This window comes from Streptomyces sp. Qhu_M48, from assembly GCF_051305195.1.
In the GTDB taxonomy this organism is placed as follows: Bacteria; Actinomycetota; Actinomycetes; order Streptomycetales; family Streptomycetaceae; genus Streptomyces.
On sequence record NZ_CP195432.1, the window covers coordinates 640,324 to 661,393 of the forward strand.

Genomic DNA, 21,070 nt, shown 5'->3' on the forward strand with positions numbered 1-21,070 from the left:
TCAGCCGTCACGAGTCACATCCGTCACGCGAAAGGCGCATCTATGCGTTCCGGGAACGGACGACACCGTCGCCCCCGTCAGGCCCCCGCCATCGTCGTCGCCGCGGGCGTGACCGGATCCGCCATGGCGCTGCCTCTGCTCGCCACCGGATCCGCGTCCGCCGCGGACGCGGCCACCTGGGACCGGGTCGCCGAGTGCGAGTCCGGCGGTCAGTGGAGTGCCAACTTCGGCAACGGCATGTACGGCGGCCTCCAGTTCACCCAGGACAGCTGGGAGCGCAACGGCGGCCTCGCCTACGCGCCCAGCCCCGACCTGGCCAGCCGCGGCCAGCAGATCGCCGTGGCCGAGAAGGCCCTCGCCAAGGGCAGCACCGAGTGGGCCACCTGCGCGCCGATCGCCGGCCTGACGAACGACGGAAAGGCCACCGGGGTGAACCCTGGACCCACGTCCGTCCCGACGACCCCGGCCGCCGTCCCGGAGTCGAGCTGGAACACGGGACTCCCCGAGGCCTCCACGGCCACCAAGGGCTCCACGGGGGCCGGCAAGGCCGCCGAGTCCCCGCGGAAGGCCACCGGGCCGGTCTCGCCGACCGCGCCCGTGTCGCCCACGGCGCCCGCCACGTCCGTCCCGCCGACCGTGCCCGTCACGCCGACCGCGCCGGTGAGCCCCACCGCTCCGGCGGACTCGGCAGGCCCCTCCGCGCCGACCACCCCGAGCACGCCCGATACGTCCGTTACGCCCGGTACGCCGGAAGGTGACGAGACGTCGGCCTCGCCCGGCACCGGCAAGCACCGGGGCGACGCGGCTCCGGATGAAACCGACAAGAAGGGCAGTGCCGCCGAATCCGGTAGACATGCCTCGAGCAAGGACAAGCCGGCCGAAGAGTCCGAGGTGGCCCCCGTGACCGACGAAGCGACCAACAGGGACGCAACGGACAGTCAGGGCACTTCGGACGCGTACACCGTGCGGCCGGGCGACAGCCTGTCCGACATTGCACAGGAGAACGAACTCCCCGGAGGCTGGACCGCCCTCTATGACGCCAACCGGCGGACCGTGGGCATCGATCCGGACCTCATCCTGCCTGGTCAGAGCCTCGATCTGACGAACGGTTCGCCCGCGCCGGCGGTATGATTAGGGGTCAAATGTCCGGTTCTGGGTAAGTGAGACATGGGTCTCTTCGCCCCAACTGGCGTGTCGCGTCCGCGAAGTTTGCTCCCGTCACCTCTCACCTGCGCAAACACTCCCCACCGGAAGGCAAGGAGGGGCGATATTTCCGCAATGCGCCTCTTTGAACTTCCGGTGGGTCTGTGTCTACGGTCATCACCGCTCGCCACCGCGGGCCCCGTCGACCGAAACGCCGAATCCTGCCGTCGGCCGATGGGAACAGTCGTCGCGTAAGCGCCGAAGGCAGGAGTGGGGGACCCAAGGTAAGTGCCGGTCCCGGCCGTTGAGACAGACGGCCGACGATCGGCTTGGGGTGAAGCCGCGTGCTAGGACACGCGGCCGGGCAACTCTTCCGGCCCGAACCCGACAGCTCACCTCACAGGCGTCGGTGAGGAGAATCTCCATGCTGTTTTCCGGTAAGGGCAAACACCGCCGTCCCTCCAAGGCCACCCAGGTCGTCACGCTCGTCGGCGTCACCGGTGTCGCCGTCGCCGCCCCGCTGATGACCGCGGGCACCGCCTCGGCCGCCACGGCCTCCGAGTGGGACCGCGTCGCCCAGTGCGAGTCCGGCGGCAACTGGTCCATCAACACGGGCAACGGCTACTACGGCGGCCTGCAGTTCTCGGCCTCCACCTGGGCCGCGTACGGCGGCACCGCCTACGCCTCGACCGCCAACCAGGCGTCGAAGTCCCAGCAGATCGCCATCGCCGAGAAGGTCCTCGCGGGCCAGGGCAAGGGCGCGTGGCCGAGCTGCGGCGTGGGCCTCTCCGGCGCCTCGTACGACGGCGGCGCCGCCGAGAGCGCGCCGCAGCAGAACACCCAGCAGCCGCAGCAGGAGCGGAAGGCCGAGCAGCCGACCACCCGCAGCGAGCAGCGCCAGGCCCCGAAGAAGGCGACGCAGCAGCAGGCCGCGCCGAAGGCCGCCGCCAAGAAGACCGTCACCACGCCGACCGGCAAGACGGTCAAGAAGGGTGACGGCGAGTACAAGGTCACCACCGGCGACACCCTCAGCAAGATCGCTCAGACGCAGGGCGTGAAGGGCGGCTGGGCCAAGCTCTTCGAGCTGAACAAGGACGTCGTCGAGAACGCCGACCTCATCTACCCGGGCCAGCAGCTCCACCTGAAGTGAGCCCGGCGGTCCGCGTGAGTCCGGCGGCTCACGAGGACCCCACGACCCTCCCGCGGTGACCACCCCGACCCGGCGCGCCCTTCCCCGTGCGCGCCGGGCCGGGGTTCCCCCGTTTCGGGAGGACCTGACGGTTACCGCCCAGTAGATTCGGGGTCCTTCGTCCCCAGATGCATGCCCTTGGGTCCTTTTTCGTCCCAGGGGGCGGGCGCCCGGCTGGCCGGAGCCCCCGAGCCGGTTAGGCTCTTGTCGCAAGGCCGAGCGACCCTGCACCGGTCCTGCGTCACATCCAGCGTCACATCCCAAAAAGGAGATGCTCGTGCCGTCCATCGACGTCGTCGTAGCCCGGGAAATCCTGGACTCCCGAGGCAACCCCACGGTCGAGGTCGAGGTCGGCCTCGACGACGGCAGCACCGGCCGTGCTGCTGTTCCGTCCGGCGCCTCCACCGGTGCGTTCGAGGCCATCGAGCTTCGCGACGGTGACCCGAACCGCTACCTGGGCAAGGGTGTCGAGAAGGCCGTCCTCGCCGTCATCGAGCAGATCGGCCCGGAGCTCGTCGGCTACGACGCCACCGAGCAGCGCCTGATCGACCAGGCCATGTTCGACCTGGACGCCACCGAGAACAAGGGCTCGCTCGGCGCCAACGCCATCCTCGGCGTCTCGCTCGCCGTCGCGCACGCCGCCTCCGAGGCCTCGGACCTCCCCCTCTTCCGCTACCTCGGCGGCCCGAACGCGCACCTGCTGCCCGTTCCGATGATGAACATCCTCAACGGTGGGTCGCACGCCGACTCCAACGTGGACATCCAGGAGTTCATGATCGCCCCGATCGGCGCGGAGTCCTTCTCCGAGGCCCTTCGCTGGGGTGCCGAGATCTACCACACGCTCAAGGGCGTGCTGAAGCGCAAGGGCCTCTCCACCGGCCTCGGCGACGAGGGCGGCTTCGCCCCGAACCTGGAGTCGAACCGCGCCGCCCTCGACCTCATCCTCGAGGCCATCAAGGAGGCCGGCTACACGCCGGGCACCGACGTCGCGCTCGCGCTCGACGTGGCGGCGTCCGAGTTCTACAAGGACGGCGTGTACGAGTTCGAGGGCAAGTCCCGCTCGGCCGCCGAGATGACCGAGTACTACGAGGAGCTCGTCTCCGCGTACCCGATGGTCTCCATCGAGGACCCGCTGTACGAGGACGACTGGGCCGGCTGGAAGGTCCTCACCGACAAGCTGGGCGCCAAGGTCCAGATCGTCGGCGACGACCTCTTCGTCACCAACCCGGAGCGCCTCGCCCGCGGCATCGAGGAGGGCGCGGCCAACGCCCTCCTGGTCAAGGTCAACCAGATCGGCTCGCTGACCGAGACCCTCGACGCCGTCGAGCTGGCCCAGCGCAACGGCTTCAAGTGCATGATGTCCCACCGCTCCGGCGAGACCGAGGACGTCACCATCGCCGACCTCGCGGTCGCGGTGAACTGCGGTCAGATCAAGACCGGCGCCCCGGCCCGCTCGGACCGCGTCGCCAAGTACAACCAGCTGCTGCGCATCGAGGAGATCCTCGACGACGCCGCGGTCTACGCCGGCCGCAGCGCCTTCCCGCGCTTCAAGGGCTGACAGCGTCGCACCCGGCAGTTCCGTCCGTCCCCGCACTCGGTCCCGTACCGTGTGCGGGGACGTCCGCGTGAACAGGGGAGGCGACACGACATGGCCGCGAAGGACCGGGACCGGTTCTCGACCGCGACCCGGATCAGGCTGCTCGGAGAGCAGACCGCCGCCCGTGTCTACCGCTCCCAGACCCGCCGCCAGGCCCGCCGCTCCCGGCTCACCGGCCGCGCGGCCTTCCTCGCCCTGGTCGTCTGCTCCCTCGTCGTGGCGCTGGCCTATCCCATGCGCAGCTACGTCTCCCAGCAGGGCGAGATCGCCGAGCAGGAGCGCAAGGCCGCCGACGCCGCCCGGCGGGTCGAGGAGCTCAAGGACGAGAAGGCCCGCCTCCAGGACCCGGCCTACGTCCGCCGCCTCGCCCGCGAGCACCTGCACTACCTGCTCCCCGGCGAGACCGGGTTCACGGTGAACGACCCCGACGCGGAGCAAAGGCCCCGCGCCGACCAGGGCGCGGCGGACCGCCCCTGGTACGACAACCTCTGGGACGGCGTCGACCACGCCGACCGCCCCTGACCCTCGTACGCGACACGACACACGATCAAGGCAGACATGCACACGCCTCCTCCGCAGACCGAACGCACCGAGCCGACCGGGACGGACATCGCCGCCTTCGAGCTCCAGCTCGGCCGGCCGCCCCGCGGCCTGCGCGCCATCGCGCACCGCTGCCCGTGCGGCAACCCGGACGTCGTCGAGACCGCGCCCCGGCTCCCCGACGGCACCCCGTTCCCGACCACGTACTACCTGACCTGCCCCCGGGCGGCCTCGGCCATCGGGACCCTGGAGGCCAACGGGGTCATGAAGGAGATGCAGGCCCGGCTCGCCACCGACCCGGAGCTCGCCGCCGCCTACCGGGCCGCGCACGAGGACTACCTCGCGCGCCGTGACGCCATCGAGGTCCTGGAGGGCTTCCCGAGCGCCGGCGGCATGCCGGACCGGGTCAAGTGCCTGCACGTCCTGGTCGGTCACTCGCTGGTCGCCGGTCCGGGCGTGAACCCGTTCGGCGACGAGGCCCTCGCGATGCTGCCCGAGTGGTGGGCCAAGGGCGCCTGCGTGACGCCGTGCGCGGACAAGGACGAGGAGACGAAGTGACCCGGGTCGCCGGAATCGACTGCGGTACGAACTCCATCCGCCTCCTCGTCGCCGACGTCCACCCGGAGACGGGCGAGCTGGTCGAGCTGGACCGGCGGATGACGATCGTCCGGCTCGGGCAGGGCGTCGACCGGACGGGCCGGCTCGCCCCCGAGGCACTGGAGCGGACCTTCGCCGCCTGCCGCGAGTACGCCGGGGTCATCAAGGAGCTGGGCGCCGAGAGGCTCCGCTTCGTCGCCACCTCCGCCTCCCGCGACGCCGAGAACCGCGACGACTTCGTGAACGGGGTCGTGGAGATCCTCGGTGTCGAACCCGAGGTGATCACCGGCGACCAGGAGGCCGCGTTCTCCTTCACCGGCGCCACCGGCGAACTGCACGGCCCGGAGACCTACCTCGTCGTGGACATCGGCGGCGGCTCCACCGAGTTCGTCACCGGCAACAGGCACGTCGAGGCCGCCCGGTCCGTCGACATCGGCTGCGTCCGGCTCACCGAGCGGCACGTCAGGAACGACCCGCCGACCGCCGAGGAGGCCGACGCGATCCGCGCCGACGTCCGGGCCGCGCTCGACCTGGCCGCCGAGACCGTGCCGATCGACACCGCCGGGACCCTCGTCGGGCTCGCCGGCTCGGTCACCACGGTCGCCGCGATCGCCCTCGGACTCCCGGAGTACGACTCCGAGAAGATCCACCACGCCCGGATCTCCGCCGCGCGGATCGCCGAGGTCACCGACCGGCTGCTCGCCTCCACCCACGCGGAGCGGGCCGCGATCCCGGTCATCCACCCCGGCCGGGTCGACGTGATCATCGCCGGAGCGATCGTCCTGAGGGAGATCGTCGAGCGGGTCGGAGCCCACGAGGTCGTCGTCAGCGAGCACGACATCCTCGATGGGATCGCCCTATCCGTGGCATAGCGGGCACCTATCGAGCCCTCCGGCGACGTGCCGTCGGGAAAGTTCGTGAAGTTCTTCACAAGGAAAAGGGCCCCGATGGCGCCCGAGGGGGGCCTTTGGGCCCTTCGAGGGGCGTCCCGGGGCCCTTTCGCAGGCGCGGGGGCTGATTCGCTCGATGTTTCCTTCGCGTGAACGCCCCCCGTGGTTCAGCGTTAACGGGGGCTCTCCGGGCCAGTTCACAAGGGGTGAACAACGTTCGCCCCCGCACCCCGGTTCCTTTGCAGCACCATGACATGGATCACGTGGGCGGCGGAGTGTAGCAGAGGTACCCGGAGACCTTGTGAAGGGGCGCACGAGCACCCCCCTCGGACGGGGTGGATACTCGATGGCATGAGCACCACGGAGCGTCCCAGGATCCTCGTAGTAGGCGGCGGGTACGTAGGCCTGTACGCAGCTCGGCGCATCCTCAAGAAGATGCGCTACGCGGAGGCGACCGTCACGGTCGTCGACCCGCGGTCGTACATGACCTACCAGCCCTTCCTCCCCGAAGCCGCCGCCGGCAGCATCTCGCCGCGCCACGTCGTCGTCCCGCTGCGACGCGTCGTCCGCGGAGCCGAGGTGCTCACCGGCCGGGTCACCACCATCGACCAGGACCGCAAGGTCGCCACGATCGCGCCGCTCGTCGGCGAGGCGTACGAGCTGCCTTTCGACTACCTCGTCATCGCGATGGGCGCCGTCTCCCGTACCTTCCCGATCCCCGGCCTCGCCGAGCAGGGCATCGGCATGAAGGGCATCGAGGAGGCCATCGGCCTGCGCAACCACGTCCTCGAGCAGCTCGACAAGGCCGACTCGACCACCGACGAGGAGGTCCGCCGCAAGGCGCTGACCTTCGTCTTCGTGGGCGGCGGCTTCGCCGGCGCGGAGACCATCGGTGAGGTCGAGGACCTGGCCCGCGACGCCTCGAAGTACTACCAGAACGTGTCGCGCGAGGACATGCGCTTCGTCCTCGTCGACGCGGCGGACAAGATCCTCCCCGAGGTCGGCCCCAAGCTCGGCCAGTACGGCAAGGAGCACCTGGAGAGCCGCGGGATCGAGATCTACCTCGAGACCTCCATGGACTCCTGCGTCGACGGCCACGTCGTGCTGAAGAACGGCCTCGAGGTCGACTCCAACACGATCGTGTGGACCGCCGGCGTGAAGCCGAACCCGGCGCTCTCCCGCTTCGGTCTGCCGCTCGGCCCCCGCGGCCACGTGGACTGCAACGAGAAGCTCCAGATCAACGGCCTCGACTACGCCTGGGCCGCGGGCGACAACGCCCAGGTCCCGGACCTGGTCGGCCGCAAGGCGGGCAACCCGAACGCCTGGTGCCCGCCGAACGCCCAGCACGCCCTGCGCCAGGCCAAGGTCCTCGGCGACAACGTGGTGGCCGGCATGCGCGGCTTCCCGCAGAAGGAGTACAGCCACGCCAACAAGGGCGCCGTGGCCGGACTCGGTCTGCACAAGGGCGTCGCGATGATCGTCATGGGCAAGGTGAAGATCAAGCTCAAGGGCCGTCTCGCCTGGTACATGCACCGTGGCTACCACGGCATGGCGATGCCGACCTGGAACCGCAAGATCCGCGTCTTCGCCGACTGGACCCTTGCGATGTTCCTCAAGCGTGAGGTCGTCTCCCTGGGTGCCATGGAGACGCCGCGCGAGGAGTTCTACGAGGCGGCCAAGCCCGCCCCCGCGGCGGCCGCACCGGCCGCCCCGGCGCAGGAGAAGGCCAAGGCCTCCTAGCGCACCCGCAGTACACGCAAGGCCGTAAAAGGGCCGTCCGCCATCCGTGGTGCGGACGGCCCTTCGCGTGTTTTGCCGACTGATTGCGCTGCGGCGGGACTGTAAACGCCTACGGACGGTGTTCCCTTGGTGACGAGCATTTCTGGGGCACGAGATCACGGAGGTGTGCACCATGGCCGACGCCGCGTCGCGGCTGACGACCCTCGCCGAGGAACTCCTCGGAGGACCGCTCCCGGTCCGCCTGCGGGCCTGGGACGGCAGCGAGGCCGGTCCCACCGGAGGCCCCGTCCTGGTCGTCCGCGACCGCCGCGCCCTGCGGAGGATGATCTGGAAGCCCGGTGAACTGGGCATGGCCCGCGCCTGGGTGGCCGGAGAACTCGACGTCGAGGGAGACCTGTACGAACTCCTGGACGGGCTTTCGGGCCTGCTCTGGGACCGTGTCGAGGACACCAGGGGGCTGCTCGCCTCCGCGCGCGACCCCAGACTGCGCGCCGCCGCCGGCGCCCTGCTGCGGCTCGCCGGGCCGCTGCCGCCGCCGCAGCCCCCGGCCGAGGAGATGCGCGGCCGCAGCGGCGGCCGGCACACCCGCCGCCGCGACAAGCAGGCGATCAGCCACCACTACGACGTGGGCAACGACTTCTACGAGCTGGTCCTCGGCCCGTCGATGGTCTACTCGTGCGCGTACTGGGCCTCCGACGGCCCCGACAGCACCCTGGAGGACGCCCAGCGCGACAAGCTGGACCTCATCGCCCGCAAGCTGAACCTCAAGGAGGGCGACCGGCTCCTCGACGTGGGCTGCGGCTGGGGCTCCATGGCCCTCCACGCCGCCCGCGAGTACGGGGCCAGGGTCGTCGGCATCACCCTCTCCCGCGAGCAGGCCGCGTACGCCCGCAAGCGGATCGCCGAGGAGGGCCTGACCGACCGGATCGAGATCCGCGTCCAGGACTACCGGGACGTCACGGACGGCCCGTACGACGCGATCTCCTCGATCGGCATGGCCGAGCACGTGGGCGCCGTCCGGTACCGGGAGTACGCCGACACCCTGTACGGGCTCCTCAAGCCCGGCGGACGGCTGCTCAACCACCAGATCTCCCGGCGCCCCGAGCCCGACGAGGAGGCGTACGAGGTCGACGCCTTCATCGACGCGTACGTCTTCCCCGACGGCGAACTCGCCCCCATGGGCCGCACGCTGAGCACCCTGGAGGACGCCGGCTTCGAGGTGAGGGACGTCGAGGCGATCCGCGAGCACTACGCGCTCACCCTGCGCCGCTGGGTGGCGAACCTGGAGCGGGAGTGGGACCGGGCGGTCCGGCTCACCTCACCGGGCCGGGCCCGGATCTGGCGGCTCTACATGGCGGCCTCCGCCGTCTCCTTCGAGCGCAACCGGATCGGCGTGAACCAGTTCCTCGCCGTGAAGACCCCGGTCTCGGGGAAGAGCGGGACGGCGCTGCGACCGCGCGTGTGGAACGAGAGGACCGGCTGACGGTACGCCGAAGGGCCGGCCTCCCGGGTGGGAGGCCGGCCCTCGTGGCGTCGGGGGACTACGCGGCCTTGATGGCGGAGAGCATGTTCAGCTTCGCCGCGCTCCGGGCCGGCCACAGGGAGGCGAGGACGCCGACCAGGGCGGCCAGGACCAGGAAGATCCCGATCCGGTCCCAGGGCAGGACCAGGGCGTAGCCCGGGATCTGGTCCTTGATGGTCTCGCCGATCGCCCAGCCGAGGAACGAGCCGAGGCCGATGCCGACGACCGCGCCGAACACCGAGATGACCACGGCCTCCAGACGGACCATCCGCTTCACCCGGCGCCGGTCGAGGCCGATCGCCCGCAGCATGCCGATCTCCTGCTGGCGCTCGAAGACGGACATCGCGAGGGTGTTGACGACGCCGAGGACCGCGATGATCAGGGCCATGCCGAGCAGGCCGTACATGATGTTCAGCATCAGGTTGATCGGGCCGCCGAAGGAGTCGCGGATGCCCTTGTGGTCCATCACCGTGATGTCGGGGTTGTCGCCCATGGCCTTCGCCAGGGCCCGCTCGTTGGCCGCGCTCGCGCCGCCCTCGGTCGAGACGAAGATCTGACGGATCTCCGCCCGCTCCTCGTGCGCGGTGACCAGCTTGTGGTCGATCAGGACCGGCGAGACGAACTCGCTGGGCTCGAAGACCGCGCCGACGGTCAGCTCGTCCTTCCGCTTGTCGAGGAACTCGACCGGGACGGTGTCGCCGACCTTCAGACCGCGCTTCGTGGCGGTCTTCTCGTCGACGGCGATCGCGCCCTTGCCGAGCGAGGACAGCGAGCCGTCCACGACGGTGAGCTTGAGGACCTTCTCGACGTCACCGGGGGTGACACCGGAGGCCGAGACGTACGAGCCCTTGATCTCCAGGGCGCCCGCCTGCTGCGGGGAGATCGCGGTGACGCCCGGAGCCTTCTCCAGGGCGGTCAGCGCCTCCTCGCTCAGGCTGTTGCCGCTGGCCATCGAGACCATGTAGTCGGCCTTGATCTGGTCGGTCGTCGCCTTGTCGAGGGCCGTGCCGACCGTGGCGCCGAGCACCGAGAGACCGGTCACGAGGGTCAGGCCGATGGCGAGTGCGGAGGCGGTGGCGCCGGTGCGGCGCGGGTTGCGGACCGCGTTGAGGCCGGCGAGCTTGCCGGAGACCCCGAAGAGGCCCACGAACAGCGGACGGATCACGGCGATCACGGGCCGGGACAGGAACGGGATCAGCACGATCACACCCATGAGGGTGAGGAACGCGCCGCCCGCGATGAGCATGCGGCCCTCGTCGCCGCCCTGGCCCGCGCCGAGCACGATCAGGACCGCGCCGAGCGCGGTGAGCGCCGCGCCGATGGAGTTCCGGACGACGAGCGACTTGGTGCTCGCGGTGGCGTGGACGCTGCTCATGGCGGCGACCGGCGGGATCTTCGCGGCGCGGCGGCCGGGCAACCAGGCGGCGAGCATCGTGATGAGGACGCCGACGGCGAACGCGCTGACGGCCGGGGTGGCGGTGAGGACCAGGTCGCCGCCCGGGACCTTCATCTCGAAGGCGCTCATGGCCGAGCGGAGTCCGACGGCCAGGCCGATGCCGAGCAGGTAGCCCACGGCGGAGGCGACCAGGCCGACCAGACCGGCCTCGGCGAGGACGGAGCGGGTGATCTGCTTGCGCGAGGCGCCGACGGCGCGCATCAGGGCGAGTTCCTTGGTGCGCTGCGCGACCAGCATGGTGAAGGTGTTGGAGATCAGGAAGATCCCGACGAAGAGCGCGATGCCCGCGAAGCCGAGGAGCACCTGGTTGAGGGCGCCGAGACCGGCCTCGATGTCCTTGGCCTGCTGCTCGGCGAGGGCCTCGCCGGTCTGCGCGGTGGCCGCCTTCGGGACGACCTTCAGGACCTCGTCGAGGAGCTTCTCGTCGGTGGCGCCGGGGGCGGCGCCCACCGTCAGGCTCTGGAAGTAGCCGGGCTTCAGGTAGAGCTTCTGCGCGACGGAGGAGTCGAAGACGACGAGGCTGCCGCCGGCGTTGACGGCGCCGTCCTCGGTGGTGAAGACGCCGGAGAGCTCGTACTCCTTCACCGGCCCCGTGGTCGCGACGCGGACGGTGTCGCCGACCTTGTAGCCGCCCTTGTCCGCGGTGTCCTTGTCGAGTGCGACCTGCCGGTCCTCGACCGGTCCCGTACCCGTGGCGAAGGTGTACGCGCGGTCCTTGCCGTTCTCGCCGGGGGCGAAGTTGGTGCCCTTGTTGGACCAGCCGACGCCGATCAGCTTGCCGTTCCTGTCGGGCACGCCCGCGAAGCCCTCGACGCGCGGGGTGACGGAGGCGACCCCGTCGAGCTTCGCGACCGTGTCGACGTCCTTCTGGGAGAGGCCGGGGGTCTTCCGGGCCTCCTCGGGGTTCGGGTACATCTCGACGGCGACGGCGACGTCGTCGTAGCTCTTGGCCGACTGGTTGCGGAAGGCCTGGCCGAGGGTGTCGGTGAAGACGAGGGTGCCGGAGACGAAGGCCACGCCGAGCATCACGGCGAGGACGGTCATCAGCAGTCTCGCCTTGTGCGCGAGGACGTTGCGCAGGGCGGTACGGAGCATGGGTGTGTCCTGAGGAAAGGGGGGGCGGACGGAGGTCGGGGCAGGCGGGGCGGGCCGTACCGGTTCGGGTCCGGTTCCGGCGCCGTCGCGTCAGCTCGTACGGCCCTTGGCGTCGAAGGCCTTCATGCGGTCGAGCACGCCGTCCGCCGTCGGGTGCGGCATCTCGTCGACGATCCGGCCGTCGGCGAGGAAGATCACGCGGTCCGCGTAGGAGGCGGCCACCGGGTCGTGGGTGACCATGACGACGGTCTGGCCCAGCTCGCGGACCGAGTTGCGGAGGAAGCCGAGGACCTCGGCGCCGGAGCGGGAGTCCAGGTTTCCGGTCGGCTCGTCACCGAAGATGATCTCGGGGCGGGAGGCGAGGGCGCGGGCCACGGCCACGCGCTGCTGCTGGCCGCCGGAGAGCTCGGTGGGACGGTGGCTGAGCCGGGCGGAGAGGCCGAGCATGTCGATGACCTGCTGGACCCACTGCTTGTCGGGCTTGCGGCCGGCGATGTCCATCGGCAGCGTGATGTTCTCCAGGGCCGTCAGGGTCGGCAGCAGGTTGAAGGCCTGGAAGATGAAGCCGATCTTGTCCCGGCGGAGCTGGGTGAGCTGCTTGTCCTTCAGGGTGGAGAGCTCCGTCTCGCCGATCCGGACCGAGCCGGAGGAGAAGGAGTCCAGGCCGGCGACGCAGTGCATGAGCGTCGACTTGCCGGAGCCGGAGGGGCCCATGATCGCGGTGAACTCGCCCTGGCGGAAGTCCACGGTGACGTGGTCGAGCGCGACCACCTGGGTCTCGCCGTGGCCGTAGACCTTCGAGAGGTCCGAGGCGCGGGCGGCCACCGCGGTGGCGCGGGACACGGTGGGGGTGGTGGTCACGAGGGACTCCTGTCACTGCGGGGCTTCTGCGGGAACCCCTCCATCGTGTCGAGCGTTCTCGCCCGGGACGTCCGCCCACGTGCCCGTTCCCGGGGCAGTCTCGAGTCGGACCGGGGGCCCGGACTCTCCTCCTTTGGTATGACGGCGTCCCTGAGGGACGGCTTCGCGCCGACGTGACAGACGTGCGACGACTTTTCGTCATTCCAGGGGGTACGGCTTTGCGCCTGCGACCCCTGTCACAGTTCGGCGAAAAGGCCCCCACCTGCACTGACGCACCCTCAGACGTCAATAAAATAAGACAACATCTGGCCGATGTTCCGCTGAACGGGGGAAGCGTCCCGATAGGCTCATGTGCCAACGCGGAGCTTCGCGACGCCCGGATGGTGGAATGCAGACACGGCGAGCTTAAACCTCGCTGGCCTTCGGGCCGTACCGGTTCGAGTCCGGTTCCGGGCACCACGGTTTCGCCGGTGCGGCAGCCGCTTCCGCGGCCACGGGCCGCACTCCTCGGGTGACCCCCGCCGACGGGCGAAGACGATCGAGAAGTCGCGGGAAAAGATCCTCCCCGAGCACTAGAGAGTTTCTTTTGCCTACGCATTACTCTTGACGCGAGGCCGCGCACGTGCGGCACGCCATGGAGGAGTGAGATGAGGAGCAGCAACCCGGTCTTCTCGCGTCGGGGGTTCAGCCGCGACAACGGCACCGCGGGCTTCAACGGCCAGCAGTCGCAGGCCGGGGGCCCCGCCGTCGGAGCGAACCCGTACGCCACCGGCACCCCGTACGCCGAGGGCACGACGAACCCGTACGCGACGAACCCGTACGCCCCGCAGGACACGCAGCTCGGCGCCCCGCAGCAGGCCCGCGGCAATGTGATGACCATCGACGACGTCGTGAGCCGTACGGCCATGACGCTCGGCACGGTCGTCCTCACCGCCGTCCTGTCCTGGTTCCTGCTGCCGGTCGACTCGGCCAACCTGGGCAAGTCCTACGGCATCGCCATCGGCGCCGCCCTGGTCGCCTTCGTCCTGGCGATGGTGCAGTCCTTCAAGCGCAAGCCGTCCCCCGCGCTGATCCTGAGCTACGCGGCCTTCGAGGGCGTCTTCCTCGGCGTGATCTCGGCCGCCGTCTCGACGTACATCGCCGACGGCGTGGTCATGCAGGCGGTCCTGGGCACCATGGCGGTCTTCGCCGGTGTCCTGATCGCCTACAAGATGGGCTGGATCCGCGTCAACCGCCGTTTCTACGGCTTCGTGATGGCCGCCGCCATGGGCTTCATGCTGCTCATGGTGGTGAACCTGCTCTTCGCCGTCTTCGCCGGCGGTGACGGCCTCGGCTTCCGCAGCGGCGGCCTCGGCATCCTCTTCGGTGTCATCGGCGTCATCCTGGGCGCCTGCTTCCTCGCCCTCGACTTCAAGCAGGTCGAGGACGGCGTGAACTACGGCGCGCCGCGCGAGGAGGCCTGGCTGGCCGCCTTCGGTCTCACCATGACCCTGGTGTGGATCTACCTGGAGATGCTGCGTCTGCTGTCGATCCTGCAGGGCGACGACTGACGTACCGAGTGACTCGGGGGAAGGGCCCGTCCGGCTCCGCGCCGGGCGGGCCCTTCCGTGTGCCCGCCGTGCCGGGGGCGGTGCCCGTTGGCCAGGGGGCCGGGGCGGCGCATAGGGTCACCGGGTGCGCGATACGAGTGAACTGACCGCCGCCGTCGAACGCCTCGCCGACCGGCTGCGGGCCGCCCCGCAGAGCCGTCTCCAGCGCGGTGCGGCGGCCGAGGGGCTCGCCCTCGCCCGCGAGCTCGCCCTGCGCGCCCAGCGCGCCGAGGACCCGGAACGGGAGCCGAGGACGATGCCGGACGCGGGCGTCTTCACCGTGGCCGATCAGCTGCTCGTCGCCGGCACGGATTTGGCCGAAATCCTTCGAACGGCCCCGGCCGACTCCCGCGAGGGGGAACTGGCAGAGGCCGTGAGGCTGGTACGTGACGCGGCGGCGCGCTCGGGTCTCTAGCCCGTGCGGGAAGGGCTCAGAGGGACGCGATGACGCGGTCCGCCAGGATGTAGACGTTCTCCTCGTCGGACTCGCCGTACGAGAAGGTCAGGGCGAAGGCTCCCGAGACGCCCGAGCCGCCGAGCAGTACCGGCGTGCGGCCGCCGCGCAGGGCCTCCGCGAGGCGTTCCGCGGTCTCGCGGTGCCCCGGGGTCATACAGAGCGTCGTGCCGTCCGCGAAGACGTACACGTCGAGCGTGCCGAGCGGGCCCGGGCGCACGTCGGTCAGCGCCGTGCGGGTGTCCGCCAGCTCCTCCAGGCGGGCCACCGTCCGCTCGTGGTCGGTGACGACGGGCGTCTGCACCGGCACGAAGTCCGGGTGCGAGGGGTGGCGGCGGCGGGCCGCGGCCAGCTCCACGGAGTCCTCGGGGTACTCGGGGTACTCGTCGAAGGCGTCGACCGGGTCGAGCGCGTCGAACGCGTCGGCACCGTCGAGCGCGGCCGCCTCCGCCTCCATGGCCTCCAGGGCCATCGCCTCAAGGCCCACGAAGTCGGCCTGGCGCGGGACGAAGAAGGAGCCGTCGTCGGCCGGGCCGCCGAGACCGCCGAGCAGGGACGGGGCGTCGGCCGCGTCCCGGGCCTCCTGCGCGGCCCAGAAGGCCCGCGCCTCGGCGAGCTCGCGCTCGCGCTCCTCGGCCAGCGCCTCCGTGACCGCGGCCCGTATCTCGGCGGCGGGCGTGGCGGTGCGGGCCGCGGGGACCGTGACGCCGTGCCCGGCCGCCAGTTCGCTCCGCAGGGCGGTGACCTGCTTGCGGAGACCGTGGACGGCGTGCAGGGCGGCAGCGCCCACGGCCGTGGCAGCGGCCGTGGTCAGCAGCAGGGCAAGAGGCATGGCGCTCACTGACGTACTCCCGATTCCGAGTCGATCCCCCGACTTCCTACATCAGCTTGTCCTGGGCCGGGGCCCGCTGTCAGTGCATTACGTCACGAATTGGACAGGTATTTCTGCCAGGTGTTTAGTCCCGAAACGGCTCTGACCTGGGAAAACGAACTCCCCCGGGATAAAGGTCACATCCTGGGGGAGATTCGGTCACGGCTCGGACGCGGGGCGGTTGACGCCCGGGTCGTGGGGAGAACGGGTGTTCACGCGGACACCCTCCGCTACGTCAGCTCAGGCGCTCGCCTTCTCGCTCACGCTTCGCTTCGCCTCCGCTGCGGGCAGGTGCCGCCCTCGTCCCTCGGGCGACCCCTACCCTCCGCTGCGGCTCAGCTCAGCCGCTCGACGACCATGGCCATGCCCTGGCCGCCGCCGACGCACATCGTCTCCAGGCCGAACTGCTTGTCGTGGAACTGCAGGCTGTTGATCAGCGTGCCGGTGATCCGGGCGCCGGTCATGCCGAAGGGGTGGCCGACGGCGATGGCGCCACCGTTGACGTTCACCTTGTCCAGGTCCAGGCCCAGGTCCTGGTAGGACGGGATGACCTGGGCGGCGAAGGCCTCGTTGATCTCGGCCAGGTCGATGTCGCCGATGGTGAGGCCGGCGCGCTTGAGGGCCTGCTTCGACGCCTCGACCGGGCCGAGGCCCATGATCTCGGGGGAGAGGCCGGAGACGCCGGTGGAGACGATGCGGGCGAGCGGGGTCAGGCCGAGCTCGCGGGCCTTCGTGTCCGACATGATCACGAGCGCGGCGGCGCCGTCGTTGAGCGGGCAGCAGTTGGCGGCCGTGACCAGGCCGTCGGGGCGGAAGACCGGCTTGAGGCCCTGCACGCCCTCCAGGGTGACGCCGGCGCGCGGGCCGTCGTCCGCGGAGACGACGGTGCCGTCCGGCAGCGTCACCGGGGTGATCTCGCGCTCCCAGAAGCCGTTCTTGATGGCCTGCTCGGCGAGGTTCTGCGACCGTACGCCGAACTCGTCCATCTCCTGACGGCTGATGCCCTTGAGGCGGGCCAGGTTCTCGGCGGTCTGGCCCATGGCGATGTACGCGTCCGGGACGACGCCGTCCTCGCGCGGGTCGTGCCAGGTGGAGCCCTCGGAGGCGGCGACCTCGGCGGTGCGGGCCTCGGCCTCGGCGAAGAACGGGTTGTGCGTGTCGGGCAGCGAGTCCGAGTTGCCCTTCACGAAGCGGGACACCATCTCGACACCGGCCGAGACGAAGACGTCGCCCTCGCCCGCCTTGATCGCGTGCAGCGCCATGCGGGAGGTCTGCAGCGAGGAGGAGCAGTAGCGGGTGACCGTGCAGCCCGGCAGGTGGTCCATGCCCATCTGCACGGCGACGATGCGGCCCAGGTTGTTGCCCTGCTCGCCGCCCGGCAGGCCGCAGCCCAGCATCAGGTCGTCGATGTCGCGCGGGTCGAGCTCCGGCACCTTGGCCAGGGCGGCCTGGACGATGGTGGCGGTGAGGTCGTCCGGCCGCAGGTCCTTGAGGGAGCCCTTGAAGGCCCGGCCGATGGGCGAGCGGGCGGTCGAGACGATCACGGCTTCGGGCATCACGGCTCCATGAGGGTGCGGAGTGGGCGGACTGAAAGGGAAGTTACCCGTACGTACCGCAGGGGTCACCGCCCTGACGGTGTGACGGTGGCCTCTTTTCTAAGCGGACGCTCAGTTGGTGGCGGGGTCGGCCGGGGCCGTGGACGCCGCCGGCCCCTCGGTCACCCCCTCCGAGCCGACTTCCGCGGGCACCGGCAGGCGCCGCCTGCGACGGTGCTTGAGCAGGGCCCAGGGCGCCCGTGCGCCCGTCACCTCGGTGCCCGCCTCCTTCACCGCCTCCGCCGCCGCCTGGGCCACCGGCAGCATGTTCTCCCGCCGCGTCGGCTCCAGGCGGTCGGTCTCCGGCCACACGCCGAGCGCCGCGCACAGCGTCGGGAGCATGGCCATCGCCGCCGTCGCGTACCCCTCCGCCGACGGGTGGAAGTTGTCCACCCCGAACATCTCGCGCGGGTTCTCAGCGAACTCGGGGCCGAGGAGGTCGCCGACCGACACCGTCCGGCCGCCCTGCTCCACCACCACGATCGTCTGCGCCGCCGCGAGCTGCCGGGAGGCCCGCCGGGCCAGCCAGCGCAGCGGCTGGTAGACCGGCTCGATGGTCCCCAGGTCCGGGCAGGTCCCGACCACCACCTCCGCCCCGGCCGTCCGCAGCCGCCGCACCGCCGACGCCAGGAGCCGTACCGACTCCGTGGGCGGCAGGCGGTGCGTCACGTCGTTCGCGCCGATCATGATCACGCAGACGTCCGGCGGCCCCAGGGGCTGGGCGAGCAGCAGCGACACCTGGCGCTCCAGGTCGTCCGAGCGCGCCCCCGACAGGGCCACGTTCCGCAGGACCACCGGCCGCTCCGCCACCGCCGCGAGCCCGGAGGCGAGCAGCGCGCCCGGAGTCTGGCCGGAGCGGCGCACCCCCTGACCCGCCGCCGTGGAATCACCCAGAAGGGCCAGCCGCAGCGGGTCGTCCGCGCCGAACGCGCGGCCGTACAGACCGTCCGCCCCCGGCGGCAGCGGAGCCGCCCCGCCGCCCACCGTCCGCTTCGCGATCTGCATCTCGGCCAGCAGGACACCCACCGCCGCCACTCCGAGCAGTCCGATGCTCCCGCCGCCGTACGCCGCACCCGCGGCGATCCGCCGTGCCACCCTCGCCCTCGACATGGGGGCCGTCACCTCCTTCAAGCCGTTCAGGGTCTAACTGCCCCGTAACCCGCTCCGACTACGCATACGCTGGCCACACCATTACGGAGACCCCGGAGATTACGGTGCAATTCCACGACTCGATGATCAGCCTCGTCGGCAACACCCCGCTGGTGAAGCTCAACAACGTCACAGCGGGTATTCAGGCGACCGTCCTGGCCAAGGTCGAGTACTTCAACCCCGGAGGCTCGGTCAAGGACCGGATCGCCCTGCGGATGATCGAGGCGGCCGAGCAGAGCGGTGAGCTCAAGCCCGGTGGCACCATCGTCGAGCCCACGTCCGGCAACACCGGCGTCGGCCTGGCGATCGTGGCCCAGCGGAAGGGCTACAAGTGCATCTTCGTCTGCCCCGACAAGGTGTCCCTCGACAAGATCAACGTACTGCGGGCGTACGGCGCCGAGGTCGTCGTCTGCCCCACCGCGGTCGACCCGGAGCACCCGGACTCGTACTACAACGTCTCGGACCGCCTCGTCCGTGAGACGCCCGGTGCCTGGAAGCCCGACCAGTACTCCAACCCGAACAACCCGCGCTCCCACTACGAGACCACCGGTCCCGAGCTCTGGGAGCAGACGGAGGGGAGGATCACCCACTTCGTGGCGGGCGTCGGCACCGGCGGCACCATCTCCGGCACGGGCAACTACCTCAAGGAGGTCAGCGACGGCTCCGTGAAGGTCGTCGGCGCCGACCCGGAGGGCTCGGTCTACTCCGGCGGCTCCGGGCGCCCGTACCTCGTCGAGGGCGTCGGTGAGGACTTCTGGCCGACCGCCTACGACCGGAACGTCACGGACCGGATCGTCGCCGTGTCCGACAAGGACTCGTTCCAGATGACCCGCCGCCTCGCCAAGGAGGAGGGCCTCCTCGTCGGCGGCTCCTGCGGCATGGCCGTCGTCGCGGCCCTGGAGGTCGCCAAGGAGCTCGGTCCCGACGACGTCGTCGTCGTCCTGCTGCCGGACTCCGGCCGCGGCTACATGTCCAAGATCTTCAACGACGAGTGGATGGCCGACTACGGCTTCCTGGAGGACACCTCCACCGCCACCGTCGCGGACGTCCTGCGCCACAAGGAGGGCGTCATGCCCTCCCTCGTCCACATGCACCCGGACGAGACCGTCGGCCAGGCGATCGAGGTGCTCCGCGAGTACGGCGTCTCCCAGATGCCCATCGTGAAGCCCGGCGCCGGCCACCCCGACGTGATGGCCGCCGAGGTCGTCGGCTCGGTCGTCGAGCGCGAGCTCCTCGACGCGCTCTTCACCCAGCGGGCCTCCCTGGAGGACCCGCTGGAGCGCCACATGAGCGCGCCGCTGCCGCAGGTCGGCTCCGGCGAGCCGGTCGCCGACCTGATGTCCGTCCTCGGCGAGTCCGCCGACGCGGCGATCGTCCTGGTCGAGGGCAAGCCGACCGGTGTCGTGAGCCGCCAGGACCTGCTGGCCTTCCTGGCCAACGGCGGCACGAGGTAGCACCGGGCACCAGCCCGCGCACCCGCCCGCGCGGGCGGCGGCGGGCCGGGTCGCGCGGGCGCGTTCGCGCAATCGGTACGAGCGCGACACGTTCGCGCAGCACCGGCTTAACACACGTCCGGCACATTGGTGGTTGTCGGCGTCACGGACCTCCGGAGCGGCTCCCGGACCTCCTGACGACGCCACGGACGCGGCGACCGGCCCTGACCCGGGCCCGTGTCCTCGCGGGGACCGCCGTCGTCCCGCCCCCCGGTGAAACGGGGGTGCGGCGGTCCCCGCGCAGACCACCTCGTGGCGTGTCACACGCCACGACGACATCGGGCCCCCCGCTTCGGCGGGGGGCCCGATGTCGTCGTGGAGCCGTGTCCGGGACTGGTCCTCCCCGCCCCCGCCTGCATATCCTTATGCACACCCGTGTGTGGATGAATAGGCGAGAGGGGGCGGGCGGCATGAGCGACAGCGCGGCCGGCCGGCTGCAGGCGCTCTTCGAGGGGCACCGGCTGACCCCGACCCAGCGGCGCATCGCGCACTCCATGGTGCGGCGCGCCGCGGACGTGCCGTTCCTGTCCAGCGTCGAACTCGCCGACCTCGCCGGGGTCAGTCAGCCCTCCGTCACCCGCTTCGCCGTCGCCCTCGGTTTCGACGGCTACCCGGCGCTCCGCCGCCACCTGCGCGAGGTCACGCCCTCCGAGCCCGACGCGGGCGGGGGCGGGGGCGAGGCGCTCAACGAGTACCAGCAGGCCGTGCTCGCCGAGATCGAGAACCTCCGGCACCTCGCCGGAGTGCTCGCCGACCCCGCGCCCGTCGAGCGGGCCGGCCGGCTGCTCGCCCGCTCCCGCCCGCTGCCCGTGCTGGGACTGCGGGCCGCCTCGTCACAGGCGCGCGGCTTCGCCTACTTCGCCGCCAAGGTGCACCCCGACGTCCGGCTCCTCGACGAGGCCGGCTCGATGCTCACGGACCGCGTCGACGCGGTCGTGCGGGCCGGGGCCTCGGCCCTGCTGTGCTTCGCGCTGCCCCGGCACCCGCGGGAGGTCGTCGAGGCCCTGGAGTACGCGCGGGCGGCCGGGCTCACGGTCGTGACCGTCGCCGAGTCGGCGTTCGCGCCCGTCGCCGCCCACAGCGACCTGCTCATCCCGGCCGCCGTCGGCACCGGGCTCGCTTTCGACACCGCCTGCGCGCCGATGATGCTCGGCCGGGTCCTCCTGGAGGCCATGGCGGACGAACTCCCGGACGCGCAGGCGCGGCTGGAGGAGTTCGACGCGAAGGCGGCGGCGCGGGGCCTCTTCGTCGAGTAGCGGGGCCTCTTCGTCGAGTAGGCGCGGAGCCCG

General features: G+C 71.1%; 17 protein-coding genes, 1 tRNA gene and 1 riboswitch. Of the genes, 13 read left to right on the top strand and 5 right to left on the bottom strand.

Going from position 1 to position 21,070, the window contains the following annotated elements:
* Positions 1–42 precede the first annotated feature (42 nt).
* From ACRRSS_RS03245 to ACRRSS_RS03280, 8 genes are all read left to right on the top strand, one after another.
* A complete protein-coding gene (locus ACRRSS_RS03245) occupies positions 43–1,131 on the top strand; it encodes a transglycosylase family protein (RefSeq protein ID WP_435969707.1) in 1,089 nt (362 codons plus the stop codon).
* A 258-nt stretch (positions 1,132–1,389) separates the two neighbouring features.
* Positions 1,390–1,564: riboswitch (cyclic di-AMP (ydaO/yuaA leader) on the top strand.
* A gap of 3 nt (positions 1,565–1,567) precedes the next feature.
* Entirely contained in the window at positions 1,568–2,293 is a 726-nt protein-coding gene (locus ACRRSS_RS03250) for a transglycosylase family protein (protein WP_435969708.1), read from the top strand.
* A gap of 310 nt (positions 2,294–2,603) precedes the next feature.
* Positions 2,604–3,890: a phosphopyruvate hydratase gene (eno, locus tag ACRRSS_RS03255; protein ID WP_435969709.1), complete on the top strand. Its 1,287-nt coding sequence runs from the start codon at positions 2,604–2,606 to the stop codon at positions 3,888–3,890.
* Positions 3,891–3,980: 90 nt separating this feature from the next.
* Positions 3,981–4,451 carry an FtsB family cell division protein gene (locus tag ACRRSS_RS03260; protein ID WP_435969710.1) on the top strand — a complete coding sequence of 157 codons (471 nt, stop codon included), beginning with the start codon at positions 3,981–3,983 and terminating at the stop codon, positions 4,449–4,451.
* A gap of 36 nt (positions 4,452–4,487) precedes the next feature.
* Positions 4,488–5,027, top strand: a complete 540-nt coding sequence (locus ACRRSS_RS03265; RefSeq protein WP_351908659.1) for a DUF501 domain-containing protein — start codon at positions 4,488–4,490, stop codon at positions 5,025–5,027.
* Positions 5,024–5,938, top strand: a complete 915-nt coding sequence (locus ACRRSS_RS03270; protein WP_435969711.1) for a Ppx/GppA phosphatase family protein — start codon at positions 5,024–5,026, stop codon at positions 5,936–5,938. The genes ACRRSS_RS03265 and ACRRSS_RS03270 overlap by 4 nt, the downstream gene beginning before the upstream one ends.
* Before the next feature lie 369 nt (positions 5,939–6,307).
* Positions 6,308–7,696, top strand: a complete 1,389-nt coding sequence (locus ACRRSS_RS03275; protein ID WP_435969712.1) for an NAD(P)/FAD-dependent oxidoreductase — start codon at positions 6,308–6,310, stop codon at positions 7,694–7,696.
* 172 nt (positions 7,697–7,868) lie between these two features.
* Entirely contained in the window at positions 7,869–9,179 is a 1,311-nt protein-coding gene (locus ACRRSS_RS03280) for a class I SAM-dependent methyltransferase (protein ID WP_435969713.1), read from the top strand.
* 58 nt (positions 9,180–9,237) lie between these two features.
* Here the strand turns inward: ACRRSS_RS03280 and ACRRSS_RS03285 are convergent, their stop codons facing one another.
* Together ACRRSS_RS03285 and ACRRSS_RS03290 are read right to left on the bottom strand one after the other, a co-directional pair.
* Complete coding sequence (locus tag ACRRSS_RS03285; protein WP_435969714.1) at positions 9,238–11,769, bottom strand: ABC transporter permease; 2,532 nt, start codon at positions 11,767–11,769, stop codon at positions 9,238–9,240.
* 90 nt (positions 11,770–11,859) lie between these two features.
* Positions 11,860–12,630, bottom strand: a complete 771-nt coding sequence (locus ACRRSS_RS03290) for an ABC transporter ATP-binding protein (RefSeq protein WP_435969715.1) — start codon at positions 12,628–12,630, stop codon at positions 11,860–11,862.
* 374 nt (positions 12,631–13,004) lie between these two features.
* Here ACRRSS_RS03290 and ACRRSS_RS03295 point away from each other — a divergent pair.
* The 3 genes from ACRRSS_RS03295 (at position 13,005) to ACRRSS_RS03305 (ending at position 14,634) form a co-directional block, all read left to right on the top strand.
* Positions 13,005–13,089: transfer RNA gene (locus ACRRSS_RS03295), tRNA-Leu, on the top strand.
* Between the two features lie 188 nt (positions 13,090–13,277).
* Positions 13,278–14,180 (top strand): Bax inhibitor-1/YccA family protein, encoded by a 903-nt coding sequence (locus ACRRSS_RS03300; protein WP_435969716.1) that lies wholly within the window; start codon positions 13,278–13,280, stop codon positions 14,178–14,180.
* Positions 14,181–14,304: 124 nt separating this feature from the next.
* A complete protein-coding gene (locus ACRRSS_RS03305; RefSeq protein WP_435969717.1) occupies positions 14,305–14,634 on the top strand; it encodes a hypothetical protein in 330 nt (109 codons plus the stop codon).
* Positions 14,635–14,650: 16 nt separating this feature from the next.
* Here the strand turns inward: ACRRSS_RS03305 and ACRRSS_RS03310 are convergent, their stop codons facing one another.
* From ACRRSS_RS03310 to ACRRSS_RS03320, 3 genes are all read right to left on the bottom strand, one after another.
* Positions 14,651–15,505 (bottom strand): hypothetical protein, encoded by an 855-nt coding sequence (locus tag ACRRSS_RS03310; protein ID WP_435969718.1) that lies wholly within the window; start codon positions 15,503–15,505, stop codon positions 14,651–14,653.
* 374 nt (positions 15,506–15,879) lie between these two features.
* Positions 15,880–17,100, bottom strand: coding sequence for an acetyl-CoA C-acetyltransferase (locus ACRRSS_RS03315; RefSeq protein WP_435969719.1), 1,221 nt, complete (start codon positions 17,098–17,100; stop codon positions 15,880–15,882).
* A 111-nt stretch (positions 17,101–17,211) separates the two neighbouring features.
* Positions 17,212–18,249 (bottom strand): SGNH/GDSL hydrolase family protein, encoded by a 1,038-nt coding sequence (locus ACRRSS_RS03320; RefSeq protein ID WP_435969720.1) that lies wholly within the window; start codon positions 18,247–18,249, stop codon positions 17,212–17,214.
* A gap of 104 nt (positions 18,250–18,353) precedes the next feature.
* Here ACRRSS_RS03320 and ACRRSS_RS03325 point away from each other — a divergent pair, with 104 nt between their 5' ends.
* Positions 18,354–19,742 (top strand): cystathionine beta-synthase, encoded by a 1,389-nt coding sequence (locus ACRRSS_RS03325; protein WP_435969721.1) that lies wholly within the window; start codon positions 18,354–18,356, stop codon positions 19,740–19,742.
* 449 nt (positions 19,743–20,191) lie between these two features.
* Positions 20,192–21,037, top strand: a complete 846-nt coding sequence (locus ACRRSS_RS03330) for a MurR/RpiR family transcriptional regulator (protein ID WP_435969722.1) — start codon at positions 20,192–20,194, stop codon at positions 21,035–21,037.
* Positions 21,038–21,070 lie beyond the last annotated feature (33 nt).

Excerpts from the sequence above, each read along its gene's own strand:
- ACRRSS_RS03245 (WP_435969707.1), top strand. The coding sequence starts at position 43 with ATGCGTTCCGGGAACGGACGACACCGTCGCCCCCGTCAGGCCCCCGCC.
- ACRRSS_RS03250 (WP_435969708.1), top strand. The coding sequence starts at position 1,568 with ATGCTGTTTTCCGGTAAGGGCAAACACCGCCGTCCCTCCAAGGCCACC.
- eno (WP_435969709.1), top strand. The coding sequence starts at position 2,604 with ATGCTCGTGCCGTCCATCGACGTCGTCGTAGCCCGGGAAATCCTGGAC.
- ACRRSS_RS03260 (WP_435969710.1), top strand. The coding sequence starts at position 3,981 with ATGGCCGCGAAGGACCGGGACCGGTTCTCGACCGCGACCCGGATCAGG.
- ACRRSS_RS03265 (WP_351908659.1), top strand. The coding sequence starts at position 4,488 with ATGCACACGCCTCCTCCGCAGACCGAACGCACCGAGCCGACCGGGACG.
- ACRRSS_RS03275 (WP_435969712.1), top strand. The coding sequence starts at position 6,308 with ATGAGCACCACGGAGCGTCCCAGGATCCTCGTAGTAGGCGGCGGGTAC.
- ACRRSS_RS03280 (WP_435969713.1), top strand. The coding sequence starts at position 7,869 with ATGGCCGACGCCGCGTCGCGGCTGACGACCCTCGCCGAGGAACTCCTC.
- ACRRSS_RS03285 (WP_435969714.1), bottom strand. The coding sequence starts at position 11,769 with ATGCTCCGTACCGCCCTGCGCAACGTCCTCGCGCACAAGGCGAGACTG.
- ACRRSS_RS03300 (WP_435969716.1), top strand. The coding sequence starts at position 13,278 with ATGAGGAGCAGCAACCCGGTCTTCTCGCGTCGGGGGTTCAGCCGCGAC.
- ACRRSS_RS03310 (WP_435969718.1), bottom strand. The coding sequence starts at position 15,505 with ATGCCTCTTGCCCTGCTGCTGACCACGGCCGCTGCCACGGCCGTGGGC.
- ACRRSS_RS03315 (WP_435969719.1), bottom strand. The coding sequence starts at position 17,100 with ATGCCCGAAGCCGTGATCGTCTCGACCGCCCGCTCGCCCATCGGCCGG.
- ACRRSS_RS03320 (WP_435969720.1), bottom strand. The coding sequence starts at position 18,249 with ATGTCGAGGGCGAGGGTGGCACGGCGGATCGCCGCGGGTGCGGCGTAC.
- ACRRSS_RS03330 (WP_435969722.1), top strand. The coding sequence starts at position 20,192 with ATGAGCGACAGCGCGGCCGGCCGGCTGCAGGCGCTCTTCGAGGGGCAC.